This window comes from Dolosicoccus paucivorans, assembly GCF_900100125.1.
GTDB classification, from domain to species: domain Bacteria; phylum Bacillota; class Bacilli; order Lactobacillales; family Aerococcaceae; genus Dolosicoccus; species Dolosicoccus paucivorans.
On the sequence record NZ_FNEL01000026.1, the window covers coordinates 1 to 25,940 of the forward strand.

Annotated in this window: 22 protein-coding genes, 3 tRNA genes, 2 pseudogenes and 1 riboswitch; of the genes and pseudogenes, 6 read left to right on the forward strand and 21 right to left on the reverse strand. The window is 38.8% G+C overall.

Annotation, left to right across the window (positions count from 1 at the left end; all coding sequences use genetic code 11):
• Positions 1-240: integrase core domain-containing protein (locus BLR79_RS04975; protein ID WP_143338784.1), on the forward strand; the 240-nt coding region annotated here is incomplete at its 5' end.
• 94 nt (positions 241-334) lie between these two features.
• Here the strand turns inward: BLR79_RS04975 and BLR79_RS04980 are convergent.
• Both BLR79_RS04980 and BLR79_RS09120 read right to left on the reverse strand, forming a co-directional pair.
• Positions 335-595: a hypothetical protein gene (locus BLR79_RS04980; RefSeq protein WP_092085463.1), complete on the reverse strand. Its 261-nt coding sequence runs from the start codon at positions 593-595 to the stop codon at positions 335-337.
• Complete coding sequence (locus BLR79_RS09120; protein WP_092085465.1) at positions 585-713, reverse strand: YSIRK-type signal peptide-containing protein; 129 nt, start codon at positions 711-713, stop codon at positions 585-587. The genes BLR79_RS04980 and BLR79_RS09120 overlap by 11 nt, the downstream gene beginning before the upstream one ends.
• Before the next feature lie 465 nt (positions 714-1,178).
• Between BLR79_RS09120 and BLR79_RS04990 the strand changes: the two genes are divergently transcribed.
• Complete coding sequence (locus tag BLR79_RS04990) at positions 1,179-2,630, forward strand: carbon starvation CstA family protein (RefSeq protein WP_092085467.1); 1,452 nt, start codon at positions 1,179-1,181, stop codon at positions 2,628-2,630.
• 46 nt (positions 2,631-2,676) lie between these two features.
• On the opposite strand, the gene BLR79_RS04995 is transcribed toward BLR79_RS04990, so the two are convergent.
• A complete protein-coding gene (locus BLR79_RS04995) occupies positions 2,677-3,594 on the reverse strand; it encodes a LacI family DNA-binding transcriptional regulator (protein WP_092085469.1) in 918 nt (305 codons plus the stop codon).
• A gap of 246 nt (positions 3,595-3,840) precedes the next feature.
• Here BLR79_RS04995 and malQ point away from each other — a divergent pair, with 246 nt between their 5' ends.
• Both malQ and glgP read left to right on the forward strand, forming a co-directional pair.
• Entirely contained in the window at positions 3,841-5,331 is a 1,491-nt protein-coding gene (gene malQ / locus BLR79_RS05000) for a 4-alpha-glucanotransferase (RefSeq protein WP_092085471.1), read from the forward strand.
• A gap of 24 nt (positions 5,332-5,355) precedes the next feature.
• On the forward strand, positions 5,356-7,644 hold the full coding sequence (gene glgP / locus BLR79_RS05005) for a glycogen/starch/alpha-glucan phosphorylase (RefSeq protein ID WP_092085473.1): 2,289 nt from the start codon (positions 5,356-5,358) through the stop codon (positions 7,642-7,644).
• Between the two features lie 125 nt (positions 7,645-7,769).
• Here the strand turns inward: glgP and BLR79_RS05010 are convergent, their stop codons facing one another.
• The 11 genes from BLR79_RS05010 to BLR79_RS05055 all read right to left on the reverse strand — a co-directional run bounded on the left by BLR79_RS05010 (position 7,770) and on the right by BLR79_RS05055 (position 19,908).
• Complete coding sequence (locus tag BLR79_RS05010) at positions 7,770-8,681, reverse strand: aldo/keto reductase (RefSeq protein WP_092085475.1); 912 nt, start codon at positions 8,679-8,681, stop codon at positions 7,770-7,772.
• 12 nt (positions 8,682-8,693) lie between these two features.
• Positions 8,694-9,800, reverse strand: a complete 1,107-nt coding sequence (locus tag BLR79_RS05015) for an ABC transporter ATP-binding protein (protein ID WP_092085477.1) — start codon at positions 9,798-9,800, stop codon at positions 8,694-8,696.
• Between the two features lie 14 nt (positions 9,801-9,814).
• Entirely contained in the window at positions 9,815-10,612 is a 798-nt protein-coding gene (locus tag BLR79_RS05020) for a hypothetical protein (protein WP_092085479.1), read from the reverse strand.
• Between the two features lie 24 nt (positions 10,613-10,636).
• Entirely contained in the window at positions 10,637-11,482 is an 846-nt protein-coding gene (locus tag BLR79_RS05025) for a sugar ABC transporter permease (protein WP_092085481.1), read from the reverse strand.
• Positions 11,483-11,484: 2 nt separating this feature from the next.
• Positions 11,485-12,792, reverse strand: a complete 1,308-nt coding sequence (locus tag BLR79_RS05030; RefSeq protein WP_092085483.1) for a sugar ABC transporter permease — start codon at positions 12,790-12,792, stop codon at positions 11,485-11,487.
• Positions 12,793-12,865: 73 nt separating this feature from the next.
• The gene (locus tag BLR79_RS05035; RefSeq protein WP_234970821.1) at positions 12,866-14,122 is read right to left on the reverse strand and encodes an extracellular solute-binding protein; all 1,257 of its coding nucleotides are present in this window, start codon (positions 14,120-14,122) and stop codon (positions 12,866-12,868) included.
• Between the two features lie 99 nt (positions 14,123-14,221).
• Complete coding sequence (locus BLR79_RS09200; RefSeq protein WP_234970824.1) at positions 14,222-15,040, reverse strand: alpha-amylase family glycosyl hydrolase; 819 nt, start codon at positions 15,038-15,040, stop codon at positions 14,222-14,224.
• Positions 15,004-15,519 (reverse strand): alpha-amylase family glycosyl hydrolase, encoded by a 516-nt coding sequence (locus BLR79_RS09205; RefSeq protein ID WP_234970825.1) that lies wholly within the window; start codon positions 15,517-15,519, stop codon positions 15,004-15,006. Before BLR79_RS09205 ends, BLR79_RS09200 begins: the two co-directional genes overlap by 37 nt.
• 103 nt (positions 15,520-15,622) lie before the next feature.
• Positions 15,623-17,026: an amidohydrolase gene (locus BLR79_RS05045; RefSeq protein WP_092085487.1), complete on the reverse strand. Its 1,404-nt coding sequence runs from the start codon at positions 17,024-17,026 to the stop codon at positions 15,623-15,625.
• A gap of 32 nt (positions 17,027-17,058) precedes the next feature.
• Entirely contained in the window at positions 17,059-18,429 is a 1,371-nt protein-coding gene (locus tag BLR79_RS05050) for a sodium/glutamate symporter (protein WP_200778867.1), read from the reverse strand.
• A gap of 30 nt (positions 18,430-18,459) precedes the next feature.
• Entirely contained in the window at positions 18,460-19,908 is a 1,449-nt protein-coding gene (locus BLR79_RS05055; protein ID WP_092085491.1) for an ABC transporter substrate-binding protein/permease, read from the reverse strand.
• A 162-nt stretch (positions 19,909-20,070) separates the two neighbouring features.
• Between BLR79_RS05055 and BLR79_RS05060 the strand changes: the two genes are divergently transcribed.
• Positions 20,071-20,793 carry a gamma-glutamyl-gamma-aminobutyrate hydrolase family protein gene (locus tag BLR79_RS05060; protein WP_092085493.1) on the forward strand — a complete coding sequence of 241 codons (723 nt, stop codon included), beginning with the start codon at positions 20,071-20,073 and terminating at the stop codon, positions 20,791-20,793.
• Positions 20,794-20,838: 45 nt separating this feature from the next.
• On the opposite strand, the gene BLR79_RS05065 is transcribed toward BLR79_RS05060, so the two are convergent.
• Positions 20,839-21,585: a cyclase family protein gene (locus tag BLR79_RS05065; protein ID WP_092085495.1), complete on the reverse strand. Its 747-nt coding sequence runs from the start codon at positions 21,583-21,585 to the stop codon at positions 20,839-20,841.
• Positions 21,586-21,688: 103 nt separating this feature from the next.
• Positions 21,689-21,786: riboswitch (TPP riboswitch) on the forward strand.
• Positions 21,787-21,818: 32 nt separating this feature from the next.
• On the opposite strand from BLR79_RS05065, the gene thiT reads away from it, so the two are divergent.
• Positions 21,819-22,361, forward strand: a complete 543-nt coding sequence (gene thiT, locus BLR79_RS05070) for an energy-coupled thiamine transporter ThiT (RefSeq protein ID WP_159427602.1) — start codon at positions 21,819-21,821, stop codon at positions 22,359-22,361.
• 117 nt (positions 22,362-22,478) lie between these two features.
• On the opposite strand, the gene BLR79_RS05075 is transcribed toward thiT, so the two are convergent.
• From BLR79_RS05075 to BLR79_RS05100, 6 genes and pseudogenes are all read right to left on the reverse strand, one after another.
• A complete protein-coding gene (locus BLR79_RS05075; protein WP_092085499.1) occupies positions 22,479-23,168 on the reverse strand; it encodes a LutC/YkgG family protein in 690 nt (229 codons plus the stop codon).
• Positions 23,169-23,207: 39 nt separating this feature from the next.
• A pseudogene (locus BLR79_RS05080) lies at positions 23,208-24,664 on the reverse strand (LutB/LldF family L-lactate oxidation iron-sulfur protein).
• Positions 24,665-25,433, reverse strand: a pseudogene (locus tag BLR79_RS05085) ((Fe-S)-binding protein).
• 241 nt (positions 25,434-25,674) lie between these two features.
• Positions 25,675-25,757 (reverse strand) — tRNA-Leu (locus BLR79_RS05090).
• A gap of 28 nt (positions 25,758-25,785) precedes the next feature.
• A tRNA-Cys gene (locus BLR79_RS05095) sits at positions 25,786-25,856 on the reverse strand.
• A gap of 7 nt (positions 25,857-25,863) precedes the next feature.
• Positions 25,864-25,935 (reverse strand) — tRNA-Gln (locus tag BLR79_RS05100).
• Positions 25,936-25,940: the final 5 nt, after the last annotated feature.

Consider the following 25,940-nt stretch of genomic DNA (forward strand, 5'->3'; position numbering starts at 1 on the left):
AAAGGGATTCAGTACAAGAGAACACGCCCTTATTCGCCTTGGCAGAATGGTAAGGTAGAGCGTAGCCATCGAATTGACGACGAGCGCTTTTACCATCGTCGAATATTTACGTCAGAAGAAGCGTTATTTAAGGCGCATGCGCGTTATATTAACCGAAGTAATAATATCCATCGTAAAGTACTTAACTTTTTGAGTCCAAATGAAGTCGTGGCCCAATACTTTGAATCACAAAGTGCTTAATTTTTTCTGGGGGGCCGCGGTCCCCCAGAACCCCATTCAATTCTATTTATTTTGTACTAGAACTTTAAGTGTGTGTCACATATGTTTGACTACTCTAGACAGCAACTTCTTTTGTTTCTTCCGAAGAGCTTGCTTCTTCACTTGAAGCTTCTTCTACTTCTTGCTTTTCGGTTTCTTCTACAGACACTTCTGGTGTCGTTTCAACTTTAATCGCTTCTCCCGCCATAGGAGCAACTGATTCTGTTTCAACTGCTTGGTCTAATATTTCCTGAGAGGTTTCAGGTTCAGCCAGAGAACCTTGCACCTCGATTGAAATATCTTCTTGCGCCTGTACTGATAATAAATCAGGCTGCACGCCAAAAAAACAGTGTTGCTCCAATCAACACTGACGCCGTCCCTACTGAGAAGCGACGAATTGAGTATCTATTATGTACTTCTGGAAGTGGATTAAATCCATTTTTTCTCTTAGACATAAGTGTGTACCTTCCTTTTTAATTATTTGTAATGGTTATAATCTATAAAATTTTCAGCCTTTTAAACTTGGCTGTAAACTTTTCTTAGATGTCGGTGAGTTCAGTATAGCACAATGGAATATATTTGTAAAATAAACTTTTAACAACTCTCATAAACCTTTATATATCAAGGTTTGTATAAAATTAAATTTTGATAATAATGATTTTGAACTTTTACCTTGTGATTATATACGCCCTCTTTCACACCCTAGTTATTTGTAACCGTTACAAAAAGAGGGTTTTGGCGCATCAATTATGACTCGATTTCCCTCAAGATAATTCTTTACTACGACCATTCTTTTGCTTGTGAATTTGATTCAAAATTTTCTCCTTAAACTCTTATCAAACATGAAAGCGTTTCACTTTTATTTTTCACAAACGATGATAAACTATTGTTGTAAGAATTTATTTAAGGAGGAAAAAGAGATGATTACTTTTATTGTAGGTGTCGCTTTATTACTCGCCGGCTACTTTATTTACGGCCGATACGTAGAGCGAACCTTTAACCCTGACCCCATGCGACCGACCCCTGCGGAGACGTTAAGAGATGGGATTGACTATGTTCCGATGCCGAAATGGAAGAATGCGATTATTCAATTATTAAATATCGCCGGAACTGGTCCGATTTTTGGTCCCATCTTAGGTGCTTTATATGGTCCGGTTGGTTTTATTTGGATTGTGTTGGGGAATATTTTCGCGGGAGCGGTTCATGATTATATGATTGGAATGATTTCCATTCGTAACAATGGAGCTCATTTACCAGAATTAACCTCTACCTATTTAGGTAAAAATTGGAAACATTTAGTTAACTTATTTGCGACTCTTTTACTGTTATTAGTAGGAACAGTATTTGTTATTTCCCCAGCGAGCTTACTACAAGCTATTTTACCGGGGACCATTCCGTTAAAGATATTAATTATTGCTATTTTTATTTACTATATTATTTCAACGATTCTACCGATTGATAAAGCTTTAGGTAAAGTTTACCCATGGTTTGGAGCGATCTTAATCATTTCAACTTTAGCCATTGGAGTTAGAATGTTAATGGGTGCGGGTGGAGCACAAATGCAAGAACTAACCCTTGCGTCTTTTTCCTATCAACACCCGAATAATATTTCTATCTTCCCTGGTTTATTCTTTACGATTTCTTGTGGGGCCTTATCAGGATTTCATGCCACTCAAACACCCATGATTTCTCGTACGATGCGTACAGAAACGGAAGGTCGTTTCACTTTCTACGGCATGATGATTGCTGAAGGGGTGATTGCAATGATTTGGTTAGCTGTTTCCCTGGCAATTTACGATAAGATCGAATTAGCCAATACAATCGCTCAAGGAACGCCATCTTTAGTCGTTAACGAAGTGTCGGTCTTACTACTTGGCCAAACCATTGGTACCTTAGCAATTATTGGAGTGATCGTTTTACCTTTATCTTCAGGTTTATCTGCCTTTAGAGCCTTGCGTAATATTTTGGCGGATTACTTTAATATCCCTCAAGATACTTTAGCTAAGATTTTAATGGTGACATTACCTTTATATGTGGTGTCATTCTTCTTAACTTTTATCGACTTTAACATTATTTGGCGTTACTTCACTTGGGCTAACCAAGTGACAGCCGTTATTGCTCTACTTGTAGCGACTCGCTACTTATACTTAAAGAGCCGTAACTACTTAATGACCTTTATTCCGGCAATCTTTATGTTATTTGCGTGTGTCATTTACATTATGACCGCTGAGGAAGGGTTTCACTTCCCACCAAGCACTTTAGTTTACGGAATCGGTATTGCGATCTCTGTAGCAATGATTGTCGGTTACTGGATTAGTGGCCAAAAACAAAAAGCCGCTTTAACGCCGGATGATCCATTACTCCAGCGCTAAGCGACTTGTTAAAAAGATCCTTGCTCTTTTGGCAAGGGTCTTTTTTTTATTTACTTTTTTTATTGAGTGATTTAAACAAAATATCAACTGCTTGACGTCCTAAGGATTGAGCGTCCATATTTTTAAACGTCATAAAGCGACTGTTTTCATAAAGAGGGTTGTGATAGGAACTAAAACTATAAATAGGTAGCTGAACTCCAGACTCTAACATTTGCCATGCCACCCGTTGAGCTAATAATTCATCGGCAATGACTAAACTATCTACCCCGTCCCACCATGTAGGGGAGACTTCTTGATCAATCGTAAGCCCTAAGGTTACTTTTTCTTCTAGCCCAGCTTCTTTCATCGCTTTAGCGTAGCCTTCTTTACGGAAATTAACGAAGGTAAAATCTCCATCAGTTCCTAAATAACCAATTCGTTGATACCCTTTATCGATTAATTCTTTAGTGACTTCGTAGCCGGCCAGGTGGTTATCGTTATCCGCAAAGGCTTCACTATCGACTTCTGAATATCCAATAATGACATAAGGCATATTCGCTTGTCGGACGAATTGAATAATTTTGTCATTTTTGTTGGCATATAAAAAGATAATTCCGTCGACTTGCATACCGTAAACCATTTTGCGAACATGGTCTAAACGTTCTTCCACGGTATGCCCCATGGATAGTTGCAAGGCGTATTCTTTTCTAGAAGCGCGGTTATTAATTCCTCTTAAGACGGTTGGAAAGAATGGGTTTTGGTAGAAATTATCAGTTTCTGTCGGCAAAACAATCCCTAAGGCGTGAGCTTTCTTACTGGCTAAACGACGCGCATTAAGGTTAGGATAGTACCCGACTTCTTTCATAGCTTCTCTTACTTTTTGTTGTGTTTTTTTGGTAATGGCCGGGTGGTCTCCAATGACTCGCGACACGGTCGCTGGGGAGACCCCTGCTAATTTGGCCACATCTTTAATAGTTACTTTCATCGTTGCTTCCTCTCTTCAAGGCAATCTGTCTATTATTTATTATAATTGTTTTCCCTCATTTAAGAAAGCGTTTCCACTATTTGAATACGCTACTTTCCTTTATCTTAAAGGCATAGAGGACATCTGTCCATTGATTAGAAAAGACAAATAAAAGAAAAGAGTAAAACTTTTTCGTGCAAACGTTTGCATAACTGTTTCATTACCGATATAATAAACTCAACAATAAAAATATTAGGAGGTTAACTTATGGAGCGAGCAAGTGGTGTCTTGATGCACATTTCTTCCCTACCAAGTCCTTATGGGATTGGAAGCTTTGGTAAGGCCGCTTATGATTTTGTTGACTTTTTAGAAGAAACAAAACAATCTTATTGGCAAATCTTACCACTTACAACAACAAGTTACGGGGATTCTCCTTATCAGTCTTTTTCTGCTTTTGCAGGAAATACTCATTTTATCGATTTAGATAAACTCATTGAAGAGGGTTACTTAACACAAGATGACGTAAAAGACGTTCATTTTGGCGATGACTGCGAAAGTGTGGATTATGGATTAATTTTTAACGTCCGCCGTCCTTTACTTGAAAAAGCTGTCGAGAACTTTTTACAAATGTCACCCCCAGATGATTATTACACCTTTATCGAAACGAACTCTAAATGGTTATTGTCCTTTGCAGATTATATGACCATTAAAGAACAATTCGATTTAAAGCCGTGGTTTGAGTGGGATGAGGAAGTCAAACATTATAACGAGGAAGTGGTTGATCGTTACCGCAAGGAACACGCATCAACTTATTCTTTCCACTTAGTCATCCAATATTTCTTTAATAAACAGTGGATGGCAGTAAAAGATTACGCCAATGATAAAGGGATTCAAATTATTGGCGACTTACCAATCTACGTCGCCCACGACAGTGTGGAAATGTGGACATCCCCTGAATTATTTAAAGTGGATGAAGACAACAATTTATTGACTGTAGCAGGAACCCCACCGGATAACTTTAGTGACGACGGACAATTTTGGGGGAACCCCATTTATAACTGGGTTTATATGAAACAAACTGGCTACAAATGGTGGATTTGGCGTTTAGAAGAAAGTTTAAAACTTTACGATATTGTACGCATCGACCACTTTAGAGGGTTCGAATCTTTTTGGGAAGTACCCTTTGGCGATGAAACAGCCCGCAATGGTCAGTGGTCAAAAGGACCAGGCATCGATTTATTTAAGACTATTAAAGAAGAAATGGGCGAATTGCCAATTATCGCTGAAGATTTGGGCTTTATGACTGATGAAGTAAAAGCCATGCGCGAGTATACTGGATATCCAGGAATGGTTATCTTCCAATTCGGCTTTAATGGCTATGAAGATAGTACGGACCTACCTCACCACTACACTAAAAACTCTGTCGTCTATGTGGGAACCCACGATAACGATACGGGTCGCGGTTGGTATGAGAGTGCATCAAAGGTTCAACAAGATCAATTCGATCGCTATATGAACCGTCGCGAGGACGAACTCGTCACTCAAGCACAAAACCGCGGTATTGCTGCAAGCGTATGTGATACAGCGATCTATACGATGCAAGATCTACTTGATTTACCTGGCTGGAGCCGGATGAACAGTCCAAACACTATCGGCCAAAACTGGAAGTGGCGCATGAAAGACGGAGCGATTACACCAGATATTAAAGCATTTTTATTAGAACTGACGGAAACTTATTTCCGCGCACCAAAAGAATAATTTATAAAGGAGTTTATATTTACAATGGGACAATTAGAAGACATTATGCAACGCGAATTTGACCAATCGATTAAGGAAAGTTCAGATCAAGAACTCTATAAAGGGTTACTGGATTTAATTCAAGAAGTGGGTGGTAATTTACCAACCAACGACGCTAAAAAGAAAGTATATTACGTATCGGCAGAATTTTTAATTGGTAAATTATTATCTAACAACTTGTTAAACTTAGGTCTATATGACGAAGTTGAAAAAGAATTAAACGCTGTTGGTAAATCCATCGCCGACGTTGAGCAGGCGGAATTAGAGCCTTCACTAGGTAACGGTGGTTTAGGTCGTTTAGCGGCTTGTTTCTTAGACTCAATGGCTTCTCTTGGAATTAACGGCGACGGGGTTGGATTAAACTACCACTTCGGGTTATTCAAACAACTTATTAACGACTACCAACAAGCAGCTGTTCCAGATGAGTGGTTAACTCAAGAAACTTGGTTAAACAAATCATCAATTCAATTTGAAGTGCCGTTTCGTGACTTTACGTTAACATCGACTTTATATGATATTGATGTATATGGTTACGACCAAAACAAGAAAAACCGCCTACGTCTATTCGACTTAGATTCTGTTTCAGCGGATATTATCGAATCTAACTCAATTTTCTTTGATAAAACCAACATTAAAGAAAACTTGACCTTATTCTTATATCCAGATGACTCAGATCACCAAGGGCTATTATTACGTATTTACCAACAATACTTTATGGTATCTAACGCTGCTCAACTCATTTTACAAGAAGCAAAAGAGCGCGGAAGTAACTTACGCGACTTAGCTGATTATGCAGTCATTCAAATTAACGATACGCACCCTGCCTTCATTATTCCAGAATTAATTCGTTTATTAACAACTCAACACGGATTAACCTTTGAAGAAGCAGTTGAAGTCGTCAAATCAATCGTCGCCTTTACAAACCATACGATTTTAGCGGAAGCTTTAGAGAAATGGCCAATGGCTGATATTGACATGTTAATGCCTGAAATTGCAGGAATTATTCGTCAATTGGACCAACACGTTCGCGCTGAGTTCCCTGATAGTCCAGAAATCTTTATTATCGACCAAAACGATGTGGCTCATATGGCAAGTATGGCAATCCACTTTGGCTTTAGTACTAACGGGGTGGCTGCCCTTCATACACAAATTTTAAAAACAAGCGAGCTATCTCATTTCTACAAGCATTATCCAGAACGTTTCAACAACAAAACAAACGGAATTACCTTCCGTCGCTGGATTATGAACTGTAACCCAGAACTGGCTGAATTATTTGATGAGTTACTCGGCGAAGGTTGGCGTAAAGATCATGACTTACGTGGATTATTAAAGTATGAAGACGATAAAGAGATTCACGCCCGTCTTGCTGAATTAAAACAACACAACAAAGTCACTTTGAAGAAACGTTTAGAAAAAGATCAAGGTACTGTGATTAACGAAAACTCAATCATTGATATTCAAATTAAACGGTTCCATGAGTATAAGCGTCAACAAATGTTAATGCTTTACATTGTTCATAAATACTTTGATATTAAAAAAGGTAACATCCCTGCCACACCAATTACGATTCTATTCGGTGGTAAAGCAGCACCTGCTTATACTATTGCTCAAGATATTATGCATACCATCTCTCTTCTATCTAAATTAATTGAAGAAGATCCAGACGTGTCACCACACTTCCAAGTTGTGATGGTTGAAAACTACAACGTCTCTAAAGCAGAAGTGTTAATTCCGGCAGCGGATATTTCTGAACAAATTTCGCTAGCTTCTAAAGAAGCAAGTGGTACAGGTAATATGAAGTTCATGTTAAACGGTGCTTTAACGATTTGTACCTTTGACGGAGCAAACGTTGAAATTGCTGAACGTGTCGGCGGAGACAACATTTATACCTTTGGACGTAGCTCACAAGATATTGTTGAATTATACAACACAAACGGCTACCGCCCACAAGACTATTACTCTCGTCCTCGCATCAAACCGTTAGTTGACTTTATCGTTAGCGACGAAATGAAAAAACACGGAAACCGTGAACGCTTACACCGTCTACATAACGACATCTTATCAAAAGACTACTTCATGGCTTTAATTGACTTAGAAGAGTTCATCGACGTTAAAGAGTATATGTATGAACAATACGAAGATCAAGACAAGTGGATGAAACAAGTGGTCAATAACATCGCTCATGCTGGGTTCTTCTCATCAGATCGTACAATTTCTGATTACAACGAAGATATTTGGCATTTAGAAAGCGACCACTCAATTAATATGCGCTAAACTTTTTGATCCACTTAAGACACTATCCAAGGATTAAAAAGTAAACAGCTAAGCCCGGTTCATAGGAGCCGGGCTATTTGTATGCACAAAAAAACTAGAGCGCTTGGAGGCTCTAGTTTTATTTATTATGGTAAACGACCCGTACTTGCAGCATAAATGCGGTACCACTCTTCTTTAGATAAGTTGACCTCTAACCCCTTTGCGCTATGTCGAATTCGTTCTGGAGTCATTGAGCCGATAATCGGTTGAATATTGGCTGGATGTTTTAAGATCCATGCCATGACAATCGCTTCAAAGCTCGTTTGGTGATCAAAAGCAATCCCGCGAATGACATCAGTTAATCCTTTGTACTGAGGGTGATTCATAAAGAGTCCATCTTGCAAGTTCACTTGAAAAGGTGACCAAGCTTGCATTGTAATTTGTTCCCGCTGCATGTAGTCTAATAAGCCGTCTACATTGGTCGTTTGCTTAACCAGCGTCATATTCACTTCAATGCCTTGAGTGACTAACCCAGGGTGAGCGGGACCAAATTGAAGTTGGTTGATAACTAACGGGTGATCCATATAATGTTGAAGGGATTCTAATTGTTGCAGTGAGAAGTTGCTGACACCAAAGTAGCGAACTTTTCCTTCCTTATATAGTTCATTAAAGGTCTCAGCCACTTCGCTATAAGTCGTTAACTGATCAGGACGATGAATTAAAAACACATCTAAATAGTCCGTTTGTAAATCTTTTAAAATACCGTCAACAGCAGTTAAAATATAATCCTTTGACGAATTATAATACCCTTTACAAATACCTGCTTTAGATTGTAAGAAATATTGATCTCTTGACACACCTAGTCGCTTCATACTCTTAGCAAATTCTTTTTGACTCTCTCCTTTAGCATAAATATCTGCATGGTCAAAAAAGTTCATGCCTAAATCAAGGTTTGTTTGTAGCACTTCATCAATCACAAAAGGATCGTGACCAGCTAGGCGCATACAACCTTGAATTAAACGACTCGTTTTCAGATCGGTTTGGGGCAATTGAAACACGTGTTACCACTCCTAACTGCGGGTAATAAGCTCCTCGGTTTCAGCATCAAAAAAGTGTACTTTGTTCATATTAAAAGCCACTTCGACTAAATCATCTAAAGCGAACTGATCGCGGACGTTAACACGGGAGACAAATTCCACGCCTTCTTTTTCTAAGTAAATCATCGTCTCAGCGCCCGTTAATTCCACCACTTGCACACGTCCCGTCACATTTGCTTCAGGATCTAGTTCAAGAGCTAATTGTTCTGTTTGAATATGTTCTGGACGAATGCCTAAGACGATCTTTTTACCATTATACCCTTTTTCTTCTAAATTGCGACGATCAGGCTCAAAAACAGGTAATCTAAAGGCTGGGCCTTCTACGTAGCCATCGCGGTAAACCACGTCAAAAAAGTTCATCGCAGGTGACCCCATAAAGCTTGCCACAAACATATTGACCGGTTTGTCATAAACGTCTGTTGGTGTACCAATTTGTTGAATAAACCCATCGTTCATGACAACAATTCGTGAAGCTAACGTCATCGCTTCTGTTTGGTCGTGGGTTACGTAAATAGTCGTTGTATCTAAAGAGTTATGAAGTCTTGCGATTTCAGCACGCATTTGCACTCTTAACTTGGCATCTAAGTTGGATAAAGGCTCATCCATTAAGAATACCTTTGCGTCTCGCACAATAGCGCGTCCTAAAGCCACCCGTTGACGTTGCCCTCCAGATAATGCCGCCGGTTTACGTTCTAATAATTGGTCTAACCCTAAAACTTTGGCTGCATTTTCCACCTTTTCTTTAATAATTCCTTCGTCCATTTTACGAAGACGTAAGCCGTAAGCCATATTATCAAAGACCGTCATATGAGGATACAACGCGTAGTTTTGGAAAACCATCGCAATGTCGCGGTCCTTTGGCTCCACGTCGTTCATCACTTTACCATCAATAATTAATTCGCCTTTAGTAATTTCTTCTAAACCTGCAATCATACGTAGGGTGGTTGATTTACCGCATCCAGAAGGACCAACAAAGACAATAAATTCTTTATCTTCAATTTGCATATCAAAGTCCGTTACAGAATATTTTTCTGCGCCGGGATATTTTTTGTAAATATGCTCTAAATTAATCGAAACCATTCAAGCACTTCCTTTCAAATATCGAGTGTAGGATCAATATATTGATCATTAAAATGAGTTCGCCAATAAGAGGCTAGTAAATTTAAGACAAATAATAAACCATGAATAATAAAAAGAGCGGCTAAATTTTTAGTGAACCACCCACAAATAAAAGTAATAAAAGTGGGCAGTCCTAAACTATTTAATGTCATCACAAAGGCTTCTTTAACACTTTCAATGGTATACAGAGGACTTTTCTTCATTAAGGATAAAAAGAACGTCGATCCGGCTACTAATAAAAGTAAATTGATACTGATTAATAAGGAAACCATTGCTAGACTGACTAAACGTAATGGAAGAGCGTACTGTTCACTCCACTGCTTAGACAGCTCTTTTTTAAAGTCTGTTAGACTTTTTGCCTCGAGTAAAGTTTGTTTATTAGTATAGTGAGCTTGGATCATGGGTTTGTTAGGGTCTTTTAGTATAAATTCGTCTTGACCTAACCAAACAGCTAATAGGGAATCATCTAATTCGCCCGGCTTTTCGCCGCCGACTTTAATGAAATGATCTGACGTTTGATCTGTCTTTTCTTCGCCTTGTTGAAACTGTTGCCAAAGTCTATCGTCGATTTCTTCAAAGGCTAAAGAGCTATAAAAATCTAGCTGGCCCGGCATTTGTTTCGACAACTGTAACGTGGCCGGAATTAGTAGTAGCGCACTTAAAAAAAGTAGAATAAATAGACTTTGTAAGATGGACAAATAACGTCGGTATTTAAAAATACGCGTTGGCGATAAGCTCACCCAAAAGTAGTTAAAGGGAAAATATTGAATCAAACTTGCTCACTTCCTTAATACACATTATCCTTTCGTTCCTCCAGCCGTTAATCCTGCGACAAAGTGTTTTTGTAAGAGGAAGAAAAGTAAAGAAATCGGCACCGCAATTAAAATCGCTCCCGCCGCAAAGAAGGCCACCTTTTGGTTACGAACGTCGGTAATAAAAGTTTGTAACCCGACCGCAACAGTGTATGCATCTTGACTACGTAATAAGAATTTAGCTAACATGTAGTCTCCAAAAGGTCCCATAAAGGCCCATAAAGCTTGCACCGCAATCATCGGTCTAACAAGAGGTAGAATAATCTCCCAGAAACGGCGAATATGTCCGGCTCCGTCAATTTTAGCTGATTCGTCTAAATCAATCGGCACCGTATCAAAGTACCCCTTCATTAAGTAAGTATTCATTGGAATACCGCCACCAATATATAAAGCGGATAAGAACCAATAAGAGTTAATTGCACCGAGTAAAAAGGCCATGACGAAAAAGGCAGTTAAAGCAGCCATTGTTGGAACCATTTGAATAATTAAGAAAAACTTCAAACTTCCCTTACGTCCAATGAAGCGGTAACGGCTGTAAGCGTACCCTGCTAAAGTGACGACGATAACTTGAATCACCATGGTTGATAACGCAATAATTAACGTGTTTTTATACCACGTTAAATAAGGCGTTTCACTAAATAAACGTCTAAAGTTATCTAACGTCCATGAGGCGTTAAAGTCTAACTTAAAGGCCGTTGTATTCCCCGCTTGAAAGGCAGAACTGGCCGTAACGAGTAGAGGATAAATAATAATAATACTTAACAACACCATATAAGCATAAGTCAAAAAGCGTGCTAAGCGACGTTTGTTTTTTGCTGATCTGTAAGCCATAATTACTCTCCTCCCATATCAAAGGCATTGCTTTTCTTAAAGACAATGAGTGACACACTAATTACTAAAAAGGACACAATTAACGTCAAGGCAGCCGCAAGTGAGAATTGAGGTGAGGTTCCACTGGTTAACTTAAAGATCCACGAAATTAAAATATCCGTCGCTCCAGCTCCTCCACCGACACTTCCCGGACCTCCATCGTTAAAGAGGTAAATCATCGTGAAGTTGTTAAAGTTACCTGTATATTGGGTAATAAACACCGGTGCTGCTACCGCAATAATCGTTGGGAACGTAATGTCTTTAAATTGACGTAACGCGCCTGCTCCATCAATCCGAGCCGCTTCATATAAATCGTGAGGGATGGATTGTAAAATACTGGTCACCATAACGTAAATATATGGGAACCCGAGCCAGCCTTGAATTAAAATAATGGCTGTTTTCGTCCAAAATGGATTCGTCTTCCAAGCAATTCGACTAATACTTAAAAATGGAATGAACTTATTTAAAAACGGAATAACTTGTGTGTTAATGGCTCCAAAGGAGTCGTTAAACATGTTGGAAAAAGATAAAATGGTAATAAATGCCGGAACAGCCCAAGGAAGTAAGAAAATAACTCCAAAAATACGGCGTCCTTTAATAAATTCTTGGTTCGCTACAACAGCAGTTAAAATACCTAAAGTAATTTGAAGTGTTGTCGCTAGAATGGTCCAAATTAATGTCCAACTAAATACCGATAAGAAAGCATCTCTAAAGGTACTTAAGAAGAAAATGTTTTTAAAGTTTTCTAACCCGACCCAATTAAGCAATTTGGCAGGTGGCATATTTAAGAAACTGTAATCCACAAACGCCATAAAAACGGTAACGAGTACGGGGAAAATAATCGCAAAAGTCATACCGATATATGACGGAACGATGAGTAAATAAGCAAACCCATTTTCGTAAACGTTATTGAGTAGCTCTTGCAACTTTTGGTTAACAGGAATGCCTTCATTCCAAAAAGTTGCTACACGTTTAGCGTCATAAATATTAAAAGCATAAAAACCGATAAAAATTAACGTCACTAACAATTGAATTGAACCAAAAATCATCATAAATAATGAATGATCTTCAAAAGGAACTTGCCCTAAGGTCCATAAATTATATAACGCTTGATAACCAAAGTTCTTCATCTCTAAGCCAAATAATAAAGTAATGATTAAAAATAAAACCCCTTTAATCATTTGCTTATTGTAAATTTGACCTAACCCGGGAATAATGGATAACCCCATGGCTGTTGCAGGACTTCGGTGTGAAGGTTGTGTTTGTTGCATACCGACTCTCCCTTTCTAAACACTATGATAAAAAAGGAGCCGACTCATTCCAGCCGACTCCATTCGTTATGAATTAATATGCTTTTTGAGCAATCGCATCTTTAATTAATTGAACTGCATCGTTTGCTGCTTCTTCTGCTGATTTTGTTCCAGAAGTTGCATCAAACATTAAGCTTTCTGCTCCAACCCAAACTTCTGCCATTTGTGGAATGTTTGGCATTGGTACCGCGTTTTGGTAAACATCGATAACTGCTGCAGTTAATTCGTTATCATCTTGAGCCGCTTTTTCACGGGCAACTTGGTTCGCTGGGACTTCACCTAAGCGTTCGTAAAGTTTTGTTTGTTGTTCTTCAGAAGATACCCAATCTAAGAATTTTTGTGCTAATTCATCTTTTTGAGTATAGGCTGAAATAACCCAACCCTTACCGCCACCAAATGGTTGATATTCTTCACCGTTTGGTAGTGTAGGAATCTTAGCAACACCGTAGTTAACATTTTTCTCGTTGAAACCATTTGCTTCCCATGGTCCAGCGATAATTGCTGCTGTGTTACCATCAGCAAAAGATTGGTTAACAAAGTCTGGCGCACTTGATTTGTCTAACATACCTTGTGGCCAAGTTTCTTGATACCATTTTGTTGCATATTCAATCCCTTCAATGGCACCTGGTGTGTTTAAACCAATATCTTCTGGGTTTGTTCCGTTATCACCAAAGACATATCCACCGTAACCTGCTAGTAAACCGTATGAATGATAGAAGTCGGTCCAGTTTGCTAAGAAGCCGATGTTACGTCCTTCTTCTCCGTCAAACGCATATTTGTCGTCTTTTGCTAGGGCTTCTAACTCTTCAAACGTTTCAGGGGCTTTATCTAAAAGATCTTTATGGTAGTACATAACTAACGCTTCAATAACAGCGGGTGCACCAAAAATTTGACCTTCTGCTGTTACTTGTTGAATGTCTGTTTCGTCATAATTAGCTTCTTCTAGTAATTGAACTGGTTTAATTTGACCTGTCATTCCTAAACCACCAATACGGTCGTAAGGTGCAATCATGACGTCTGCTCCCGTACCTGCTGGACCGTCTAAAGTGATCCCTTCAAGTACTTCGAACATATCTTTATCCCAAACTTCAACTTTGACGTTATTTTCTTTCTCGAATTCTTCGATATTTTCAATAACGTAATCATATACTCCCGCTGCAGAGACGATTAATGTTTCTTCTGCGTGAGCTACTTGACTAAAGCCTAACCCAGCTGATAGAACACTTGATAGTGCTAAAGCTGCCGTTGTTAAACCTGTTAATAATTTCTTCATTGACATACGCTCCTTCATATAAATTGACTTGGTTTTTTGAAAACGTTTTCATTACAGCTTTATTATCTTACATTTTGTTCCATTTTGCAAGCCTTTTCATAAACTATTTTCATTTTCTTATTGCGAGACTTTAACAAGAATTGGTTCATCGATCATTTCAATGCGCCCATTGCGGACAGTAAATGATTGATCGTTAATTAAGTTTGTATGCTCTCCGTCAGAAAGTGGTGTTTTAATCGGTTGATCCGTTTGTTGTAAGTTAAAGTGCCCGACAACGAGTAATTCTTCGTCAACGGTTTTAAATTGTGTGGTGACTGTTTGTGTTTCATCATCGGCTGTCACAGTATAAATCGAGTTATCAATGGGGATGATAGTTTTGTGTAAGTGCGCTAAGCGGCTCATCAATGGACTTAAATCCTTCTCCCATTGCCAGTTGATTTGATCTGGATCGAATAAACTAGGGGTATGATCACTTTGAACTTCTTGACCGTTATAAATTAACACCGCCCCTTTTTGTAAATAGTTAAAAGCTGTCCAATGTATTAAATCGCGCTCATGAGTAATGCGGCTGGCGATGCGATTACGGTCATGATTTTCTAAGTGGTGCATTTTAACATAATTACTTGGATACAAAACATCCTGTTGATTAATATGATGAATGTAATAGCTTAATGGTTGATCACCATCTAAATAAGCTTCTAAAGCTTCACTGACGTCATAGTCATAGGTTAAATCAAAAGCTTCATAACACTCGCTGTCACTTAAAGCCGTTAAACCGTTGCCACGTAACGTACGAATAAAGTTAGGTTCAATGGATTCTGCTAACCAAATAAAGTCTGGCTTAATTTGTTGCACTCGCTGTCTTGCTTGTCGCCAAAAGTCTAATGGCACTAAAGGTGCTACGTCACATCGGAAGCCATCGACGATTTGCGCCAATATTCAATGGTTTCTAATTGATGGTTCCATAACTCTTTTTGGTTATAATCTAAATCGATCACGTCATACCAATCGCCTACTCGGTTACCAAAGTCCCCATTAGGCTTTTTGTAGAACCAATCGGGATGATGTTTCACTAAATAAGAATCGGGAGACGTGTGGTTAAAGACAATACCAATCATTACTTTTAACCCTTTATCGTGAGCTGCCTTGATAAGTTCTTTAAAGTCTTCTAGCGTTCCGTGACGCGGGTCAATTTCACGGTAATTACTAATCGCATAAGGCGAACCAATGGTTCCTTTTTTATTGACTTCACCATTTGGATAAAACGGTAAAAACCAAATCACATCGGTTCCTAAAGCTTGGATGCGATCTAAATCTTCTTGAACCGCTTTAAACGTTCCTTCTTGGCTGTAGTTACGTGTGAAAATACTGTAAATATTTAAGTTACGTAAAGTTAAGGGGGTATCTTGTGCCATAAATAATCGCTCCTTTAAATAATAGGTACTATGTTTATTTTAGTAAAATCCCTTTGAAAAAATAAAAAACCTATCGTTTTTTGTAAACGACAGGTTCAAACATTTAATCCATTCGTGGTTTAGCACCATCTGGAATTGGCGAAATAAACGTTTCACCACGAACTGCAATCAGTTCATCTTGAGCTTTTTTGACCAGTTCAGGATCATTAATAAAACTTCTAGCGGCTCTGGCCATGACGTCAGACGCCTTAAACATTCCTTTCATTGCCATTGATGACTTGCCTTGGGCTACTTCTTGCCACGAGTGAGCAGTAGTTCCTATCGCAAAACAAGCTGTAGTTATTTGAGCGGTTGGCACCACATTCGAACAATCTCCTACATCCGAAGAACCCATGATCGTTTCAGAAGAATGTTGATAGTCCAGTATCTTATCATAAAGAATATGATTCTTTAGATAATTTAATTCATCAGCCTTGTTTTGTGCAAAGCCAAGGGTTATTTCACTTTCAATGTTTTCTTCAGAGAAAGTCTTTCTAAATTTCTTAGCATAGTTTATCTCTTCTTCAGTGAATTCCACCGGTCCTTCTTCTAGGAAAGCCTTGTAGAGCTCTTTTTCTACAATAGAGTTCGGGATGACGTTAGAACACGCTTTATCAAAAATAATTTCCGGTTCCGTTTCGGTCATTAACCCTGCACCTTCAACAATTTTCTCAAATCGCTCATAGAGCCGTTTAACATGCTCAGTATCTTTTGAACGAATTAAATAAATTCCTTCAGCATAAGGCTGCACGACGTTAGGCGACTCGGAACCTGGATCGGTAATAGAGTAGTGAATTCTTTCAAAGTCTTGCATATGTTCTCTTAGAAATTGAACTCCAATGTTAACAAGTTCCAGTCCATCCAGTGCAGATCTTCCTAGATGAGGAGTCATAGCTGCGTGGGATCCTCTTCCTTTAAAGCGAACATAAACTTGGGTGTTCGCTTGAAGGGATCCGGTAAAAATGGCGTTCCCATTAAAAGGATGCCAAGTCATCGCAATGTCGACTGCATCAAAACAACCTGCTTTAGCCATAAAAGCTTTACCACTTCCGCCTTCTTCTGCAGGACAGCCAAAGTACACAACCTTTCCATCCAGATTATTTTCATCCAAATAATCTTTTAACTTTAGCGCAGCACCAATTGATGCGGTACCAAGTAATTGGTGCCCGCAGCCGTGACCACAAGCACCTTTTACTTTTTCTTTTCTTTCTGCTAGATCTTCTACTTGAGAAAGGCCAGATAGCGCATCAAATTCGCCTAAAAACCCCATCGATACGCCGCCCTCTCCTCTTTCATATTCCGCAGAAAATGCTGTAGGTAGGTCCGCTAAATTTTCATTTATTTTAAATCCATACTTTTTTAATAGTTCTTTTTGAGCCTTTGCAGACTTATGTTCTTTCCACTTAATTTCCGCATACTCCCAAATTTCTTCGGCCAGTTCAACTAATTCCTTATTATATCTATCCATCTTGTTCTCCTTCCTATGTGATGACTTCTAACTTAGTCTTTTAAAAGTAATTTTGATGAAACAGCCGTTGCGATGATTCCAAAAATAGTCAGTCCAGCTGTTAGTAAGAAAGCTGTTCCTGGTCCTTTAGTTAACACCATATTTAATATGAGGGGCATAATCGCAAAAGTGATTGCTGAGACGATTGAAAAAGAAATTGAATAGTTTCCTAAAGCGGAACTTTCAGAATCGGGGTCACAAATCTTTAGTAGTAATAGTCCCGTTAGAAATACTCCCGTACTCATTCCTAATGTAGCAATCATATGCTCAAACCAATCAACTTTGATGTATCTTTTACATAGGAATACTAATATACCCACTGTTCCGATAAATCCTAATACGACCATAACCATAATTGGAACAAAGTAAGTAAAAACAGTCTTTAAAGGAAGAGAAGCAACCGCTCCAATCACCGCAAATTCGGTCAACGGGCCTGTAATTTTTCCTTTAACGTTAGGATCAATTAAAAAGTCCAGGTTTAACTTTCGAATGATTCCCCAAATAATAAACATCACCAAAATACCATAAGCCCAAACAGAAATGGATTGCAATCCAGGGATACTATATTTCTTAGAAAGATCTAGAATTCCGTAAGCAATTAAACATCCGATAAAGATAATCGCAGCATGGAAAGTGACCGTATCCATTGAAGCTGATTTAGTTGTTTCTCGACCAAGGGATCCTTGTTTAGTGATATCTCTTTCATAACCAACTTTAACATCTTGAGGGATGTCGCCAGGCTCTTTAAGAACGGCCGTTTCTCCGTTTCTTGCTGCCCAGTTAATAAGAACCATCCCAATTAAAATACCGCCAACTAAACCGAAGGTAGCCATCGTAACTGCTACACCTTGAGCTGTCTCCCAATAAGGAATATTTAATTCACTTAACATATTTCCTAAAATTCCAGCAGTTCCGTGACCCCCTGTATAGCCGATACATAACTCCCAACCAAAGGTGTCGTATAGGTTTTGACCCATTCCTCTAAACAGTTCGTTTGTACCAAAACCGATCGCATTTTGAAGGTAATAAGTGGTAAACATAATGAAAAATAATGGCACCGCAGGTTTAAACTTATTAACAGCGCCTTTTCCGCCTAAATCTAGTCCAAGAGGCGTTGCGGTTACAACCGGTACAATTAAGATACCAGGAATAAGCGACCAGATCTGGATCCACTCTTCAGGAATTGGCAAAATTCCTAAACCAATAGGACCTAATAAAAGTAAAATAAATCCTCCGATGACACTAGCTGGAATAAAAGTTTCTTGGAAAACTTTCACCTTCGCTCTTAAAACAAACCCAATAAGTAAAAATAGTGCTAAAAAACAAATACTTTGAAATAAAGTGGTTAACATTGCTCCCGTCATTATTTCTCTCCTTTTTCTTTTTAATTTTTTCTAATAAGTATGATAATGTCGATCGATATAATTCGACAGCTTGCTTAATATTGTAATGACAATAAAGTACATTAATGCGACCATCATCCACATTTTTCCTGATTGGAAGTTACTTGAGATAATAATTTTACCTGCTTGAGTTAACTCCACTAATCCAATAACAGATAAAATGGATGTATCTTTTAGTGTAATGATCATTTGGTTTAAATAGGACGGCGTAATAATACGCAATGCTTGTGGCATAATGACATAACGCATTGTTTGCCAGTAAGTAAGTCCTGAACTATAGGCTGCTTCTGTTTGGCCTTTATCCACTGCTTGAATACCTGAACGGACGATTTCTCCTAAATAAGCCGACGCATTTAAAATTAAAGTAATGAGTCCTGCGACATAAGAAGATAATCTAAAATCAAAGGTTTGAGGTAAACCGAAGTAAATAAAGAAAGCTAAAACAATGAGCGGTACACCACGAATTAAATCAATGTATAACGTACTAATAGCTTTTAAGACCGTTGAATCAGAAGTACGCATCAAACCAATGAGTAATCCAAAGACCGTTGCGATTAAAATAGATAAAACGGTCATCCATAAGGTTGTACCTAACCCACTCAATAACGCTTTTCGATGGGTTTTAAAGAGGTCAACAAAGCTCGCTCCTTCAGCTTCATTTTTTTCTTTGGCCTCTCCTCCAAGGTTACGTTCGATAATCGCATCATATTCACCGGATTCTTTTAACTTCTTAAGGCCGTCGTTAAACATCTCGATTAACTCTGGGTTATTCCCTTTTAAAACAGCCATTCCGTACTCGTCAACTTCCATCTCCTCACCAATCATACGAACGGGAGCTCCTCCGACGTTAATCGCATAAGTCATTAAACTTCCGTCTTCAAACACCCCAACACTGTTTCCAGTTGCCACGTCTTCGTACATACTTGGACTATCTTCAAAAGTTGTAAGTGTATAGCCAAATTCCGGTTGCAACTCTTCAGCAACCATGGCACCGGACGTTCCATTTTTAATGGCGACGTTTTTACCTTTTAATTCTTTAGGGTCGTTAATGTCGCTGTCTTTATGGACACCAAACACTAACCCACTTTCAAAATACGGATCTGAAAAATCAAAGGTCTTTTTCCGCTCTTCGGTAATCGACATCGCCGCAATAATTCCATCGACTTGACCACTTTCAACGGCTAAAACCCCGGCACTAAAAGCTAACGGTCTAAATTCGACTTCAAATCCTTCTAATTCAGCAATGGCACCAATCAGCTCCAAGTCAATTCCTTCATAAGAGCCATCGGACTTTATCCGTCCAAAAGGTCCATCTGCAGCACCAACTGCGAGAATATATTTATCTTTTGCGTGAGTCGTTAATGGTTTATTAAAAATAATTCCTATAATGAGTTGTAAGCACATTAATCCAATGAATGCTTTTGCGATTCTTTTCAACATTTGCTTCCCTCCTAAAAATCAACTTAGTTATTATTATAAACTGATTAGATCTATCGTACAATTAGAAATTAACGTTTTAAATATCGTTAAATCCGATGTTTTTTTGTGCAAATAATTGTTACACTCATAGTCAAATACATTTAACCTTAAGGAGGAATCCACATGAAACCAGTCATTGGTATTACATCGGAAAAATATTCATTAAACTACACGCGCCTTAAAAACATTCCAGGCGAAGCGACTTGGCATGGTTTTACGAATGCGATGATTAAAGCGGGCGCTTTATCGGTTGCTTTACCTTTTAGTCATGTGGAAGAAGTAGAGCAATATGTTCATTTAATCGACGGATTAATTGTCACGGGAGGTCAAGACGTCTCTCCGTCATTGTACGGCGAAGAGCCTCACCCAAAACTAGGTGAATTGGATCCCGTTCGCGATGAGATGGAGTCGGCTTTAATTAAAGAAGCGGTTCGCCAAGGCAAGCCTGTTTTAGGAATTTGTCGGGGTCTACAGTTAATTAACGCGATTTACGGCGGAACGTTATATCAAGATCTGTCACAAAATCCCAACATCAACATTCAACATCGTCAAGAAACCACTCTTACTCTTCCATCTCACCATGTTAATATCGAACAGGATTCTTGGTTACATCCTGTTTTAGGCGATAAATTATTTGTGAATACAAGTCACCATCAGGCCATTAAAGATCTAGCATCTGACTTTAAAGCCATCGCCTATAGCGCAGGTGATCAAGTAATTGAAGCGATTGAACATAAAGAAGCGCCTATTTACGGCTTACAATGGCATCCAGAAATGTTACTTTTAGGAGACGACCACGCCAGTTTAGAACTATTTAGAGCCTTTGTTGCAAAATGTAAAAAATAAAAAAAGATAGCACTGTTTAAAGCGGTGCTATCTTTTTAATGTGAGTTATTCTTTTTCTGGAATGATCGCATAAACTTCTGCGGGGAATCCTGGTGCATCTTTAATATGAGGCACACCAATCCAAATTAAGCTTCCAACAGAAGGGACTTGATCTAAATTCGTCATCAATTCAATTTGATACTTGTCTTCAGCTAACCACCATAATTCGGCGTCTAAAAAGCCCGCTTTAGCTGCGTCAACCCCACTATCTGTATTGAGCGTTTCATGTCCAATGGCTGTTACGCCGCGAGTCCGACTTAAGTATTCTAAAGCAGGAATGGACCAGCCGGGTGTATGTTGAACCCCGTCTTCATCTTGGTTTTCAAAGGCTTTTGTATTATGGAAGTTTTTATACCAACCGCTCGAAAAAGCCACGAAACTTCCAGCTGGAATTTCGCCAAATTCTTCTTCCCAAGCTTTAATATCTTCTACCGTAACAGAGTAGCCCGGTGTTTCTTTTACTTTATCTTCTAAGTGGATAACATATAAGGGTAAGACACGTTCTTTTTGAGAAATGTCGTCTAAATAACGTGTATTTTTCGCAAAATGAATCGGTGCATCAATATGTGTTCCGTGAGATGTACCAATCGTATACTCTCTTGAATCAGCTCCGGCTGAGTCGATGGTCGAAATTTGATTAACGGATAGAGGATTAAAGGTATGATAAATAGGAATATCTTTTGTTACATCATGGGTTAAATTCATCCAACGGTAACTCTTTAGTTCTTCTAATAATTGATGTAATGGGTACATATAATCAACCTTTCTTTGAATGATAACACTTACATTATAACGAATTTTACGAAAGATTCATATTAATGTGAAAAAATGAAAGGTTTGTGTATACTTAAACTGTATGAACCATAAGGGGAGCAATTGCTGAGAATGTCTTTGGACGAAACCCTTTGAACCTGTCAAGGTAATGCTTGCGAAGGAATATGGTAAATATTATGGTTCATAACTATACAAAAAAAGGTGTGTATCTTATGAACAAACGTTTACAACCTACTGTCATGATGGAAATTGCTTTATTAGCCGCATTAAGTATGTTGATTGACTTTATCGACTCCGCGTTTCGTATCGGTCCATGGAGCTTTAGTTTTTCAATGGTCCCTATTTTAATTTTAGCCATCAGAAGAGGTCCTAAGGCTGGTTTTATGGGCGGCTTTTTATGGGCGTTACTTCAATTTGTAACCGGAGACGCCCATGGGTTTGTCCACCCGGTTCAAATGATTTTAGATTATCCTTTAGCTTTTACGGTATTAGGACTAGCGGGATACGCTTATAGGAACCGCACATTGCCGAATATTTTAAAATGGTCACTAATAGGGATTTTTGCTCGTTATGTTTGTCATTGGCTTTCGGGTTGGATCTTCTTTGGAATGTACGCCCCAGAAGGACAACCGGCTTGGCTATATTCTTTAATCGTTAATGGGAATGTCTTTTTAATTAATACAGTGGTCTGTTTAATTATTTTAGCGTTACTTTATTATTCGAGTAAAGACCGACTATTTATTCCAAAATCATAAATTAAGACGTATTTTCAGCTACGTTTATTCTTTCGCTCTAAAGGCTCTAGTTTTCTAGGGCCTTTTAAAAATGCAAAAACTTGAGACCTATGAAAAAGATCTCAAGTTTGCTTGGCATTATAAGTCTTCAACGACAACGTAAAACACTCTTAAAGGACCGTGCAGTCCGGTCACCAACTGCATTTCAATGTCTCCTGAGTTGGAAGGTCCGGAAATAAAGTGGATGGCGGACCCCATGTCGTGACGTTTTTTGTCAAAAGCTTCTGCTGCTTGAGTGGAACGTTTGACGATACGGCTTTTAGGAATAATTGAAATATAGTGGGTTGGTAAAAAATGCAGTGAACGCCCTTGACCTGGGGACGTTTCAACGACAGCACTGGCTGATTCGGCTAAGAAATATTGAGCAAATGCGATCGCAATATTACTCTTTTCAGCCGCCATAATGTTTTCTTCACGAAATTCGCTACCTATTTGCCATTGGTAAACGGAATGTTTGTCATCTAATATAACTTGGTACTGGTCAAATTGAGGGTCTGTTGGCACAATGATTGGCCCTTTATCGCATTTTTGAATAATATCTTCAATGGTATTATTTAAATGTGCGTGATCCGTTTGAATGAAGTCAGCATTAACTTTATTGGCTCGCTCTTTGGCTACTTCAATTAATTCATCCACTGATAAATCATCTAATTGTCGGTGAGGTAGATCAGAAATCAGCTCATAAGGTTGATAAGGTTGGTCCTCTAGTTTATCCTTTAATCGTTTCAAAAAGGCTTCGCGTCGGTAAATGGTATTTGTTTGGCTCATAATGTTTCCCTTCTTTCCTTTTAAAAGTAAACTGCCAGGTTATTTATGACGATTGTTGTACCACACTCTAAAGTTATCTCGGTACTTCGGTGGCATAGGTAAATCGCGCACATCGGTCCAACCTTTCGCCATTCCCATCGCATGATTGACAAATCCACCATAATTAAAGATATTTTCCACCGTCACCGGGTGTTTTTTACGTAATGGACTTAACCCTAAATGTTCCATTTTTAAAGCCATTTTGAAAACAAAAGGAACAGCTGTTCCGATACCGACCATCTTCATTTGGAAGTTGTCGAACCCTTTTTTCATTTTCAAGTCGTTCGTCATCTTCCGGCGATGGGCGATGAGTAATTCATGAAGTGGGATCTTAACAGGACAGGTCTCAGTACAAGCGCCGCATAAACTAGAGGCATAAGGTAATTCGCCGAATTCCTCGTATCCGCCTAATACAGGAGATAATACCGCACCGATGGGACCTGGATAGGTTGAACCGTAACCTTGGCCACCAATTTGACGATACACCGGACACACGTTTAAACAAGCACCACAACGAATACATTGAAGAATGGCTTGAAATTCTGTTCCTAAGGCATTGGAACGTCCATTATCTAAGACAACCACATGGAAATCTTCCGGACCGTCAGATTCTAATTCCTTTTTACGACCTGCAAAAGTGACATAAGTGGTTAAGTTTTGTCCGACGGCACTGCGCGCTAATAAGTTATCTAAAATTTCTGCTTCTTTCATGGAAGGAACGATTCGCTCCATTCCCATTAAGACAATTTGTGTTTTAGGAATACTGATAGTTAGATCCGCGTTTCCTTCGTTAGTATCTAAGTTGATTTGGCCCGTATTCGCAATCGCAAAGTTACAGCCGGTAATGCCGATATCTGCTTTTAAGAAATAGTCGCGCATTACTTGACGAGCAAATTTAGCTAAATTGACCGGATTGTTATCACCTTCATAGCCTAATTTGCGTTCGAATACTTGCCGTGTACGCTCGCGGTCTTTATGAATACTTGGAAAAACAATATGACTCGGTTCATCCCAATCATCCATTTGTAAAATAAATTCCGCTAAGTCCGTTTCCATGACTTCGACACCGTCTAATTCTAAAATCATCGGATCAAGGTCCACTTCTGTTGTGACCATTGATTTAGATTTAACGACCCGTTTAGCTTCTTTTTCTAAAATAACTTGTTTGACGTATTCTTGGGCTTCCTTTGCGGTTTGAGCAAAGAAGACATGACCCCCTTGTTTGGCAACATTGTCACTAAATTCTTCTAAATAATGAGGTAAATGCCCAATAACGTGTTGGCGGATACTTTCACCGATATTACGCCATTCTTGCCAATTACCTAATTCTTGTCTAGCACTTTCGCGTTTATCCCATTGTAAATCTTGGGCTTTTCGGACAGCTTGCGCATAAATTCATCTGCTGCACTTATTCTAATTCGTTCAGCATAAGGCTTATCACTTGTCTTTAAGCTCATCTAAATGACCTCCACTTCTTGTAACTGAGGTTGATCCATTCGGTCTAAATCCACATTCGTATTCAACACTTCCGCAATATGCATCACTTTAATTTCAATGCCATCACGGTTAAGCTTTCCGCCAATGTTCATTAAGCACCCCATATCTGCACTAATTAACACTTCTGCGTTAGTGGAGACGATATCGTTCACTTTTTCTGTCACCATCATTTCAGAAATAGCCGGTTCTTTAACAGAAAAAAGTTCCACCAAATCCGCAACAGTTTTCAATATGAGGTAAAGGCACCATTTCTAAATCTTTCACATGACCTAACAAAATAAAAGGCGCTTCCCGCTCACCTAAAATACGGGTCATATGACAAGAGCGGTGATAGGTCCCTTTTTTATTTAAAGTGGCTCCTAAATCTTTCATTCCTAATACGCGGTATAAAAATTGGGTAAATTCATAGGTCCGCTCCGCAACGGCCACCGCCTTTTCATAGTAAGGATCATCTTTTTCAAAAAAGTGAGGTAATTCTTTCATCATTCCTGCACAAGATCCGGCAGGAGCTACAATATAGTCGGCTCCTTCAAAGGCATCGATTTGATTTTTAAATACCGGATAGCTTTCCTTGCCGTAACCACTGTTAAAGGTTGGTTGCCCACAACAAATTTGTTTGTCGGGTAACTCTGTTTCAATCCCTAAACGTTCCAATACCTCTACCATTGCTTGACCGACGTGGGGAAACATTAAGTCGATTAAGCAAGTAGAGAAAATAGTGACTTTCATTTTTGACCTCCTCTAAGACTTCTTCATTAAAGCGCTTACATTTATTCTCGTAATAAAATAATATAAGCAAATGTTCACGATGTTAATCATTATTTATAACAATAATAAATAAAAAGAAGGATAAATTCAATTAATCACAATAAAACTTATGAGTCCAACCCATTTAGAATAGAAATAAAATACCTTAGAAACCACAAAAGAGCCCCAAACCGATTATACGATTTGAAGCTCTTCTTTGTGATAGCGCTGGTCGGGATCGAACCGACACGTCCAAAGGACATTGGATTTTGAGTCCAACGCGTCTGCCAATTCCGCCACAGCGCCTTGAATTGTATTTGAATCTTATTGAAAAAGGCGGTAGCCGGATTTGAACCGGCGATAAAGGTTTTGCAGACCTCTGCCTTACCACTTGGCTATACCGCCCTCATGACTGGGGTAGCTGGATTCGAACCAACGAATAACGGAGTCAAAGTCCGGTGCCTTACCGCTTGGCTATACCCCAATAAT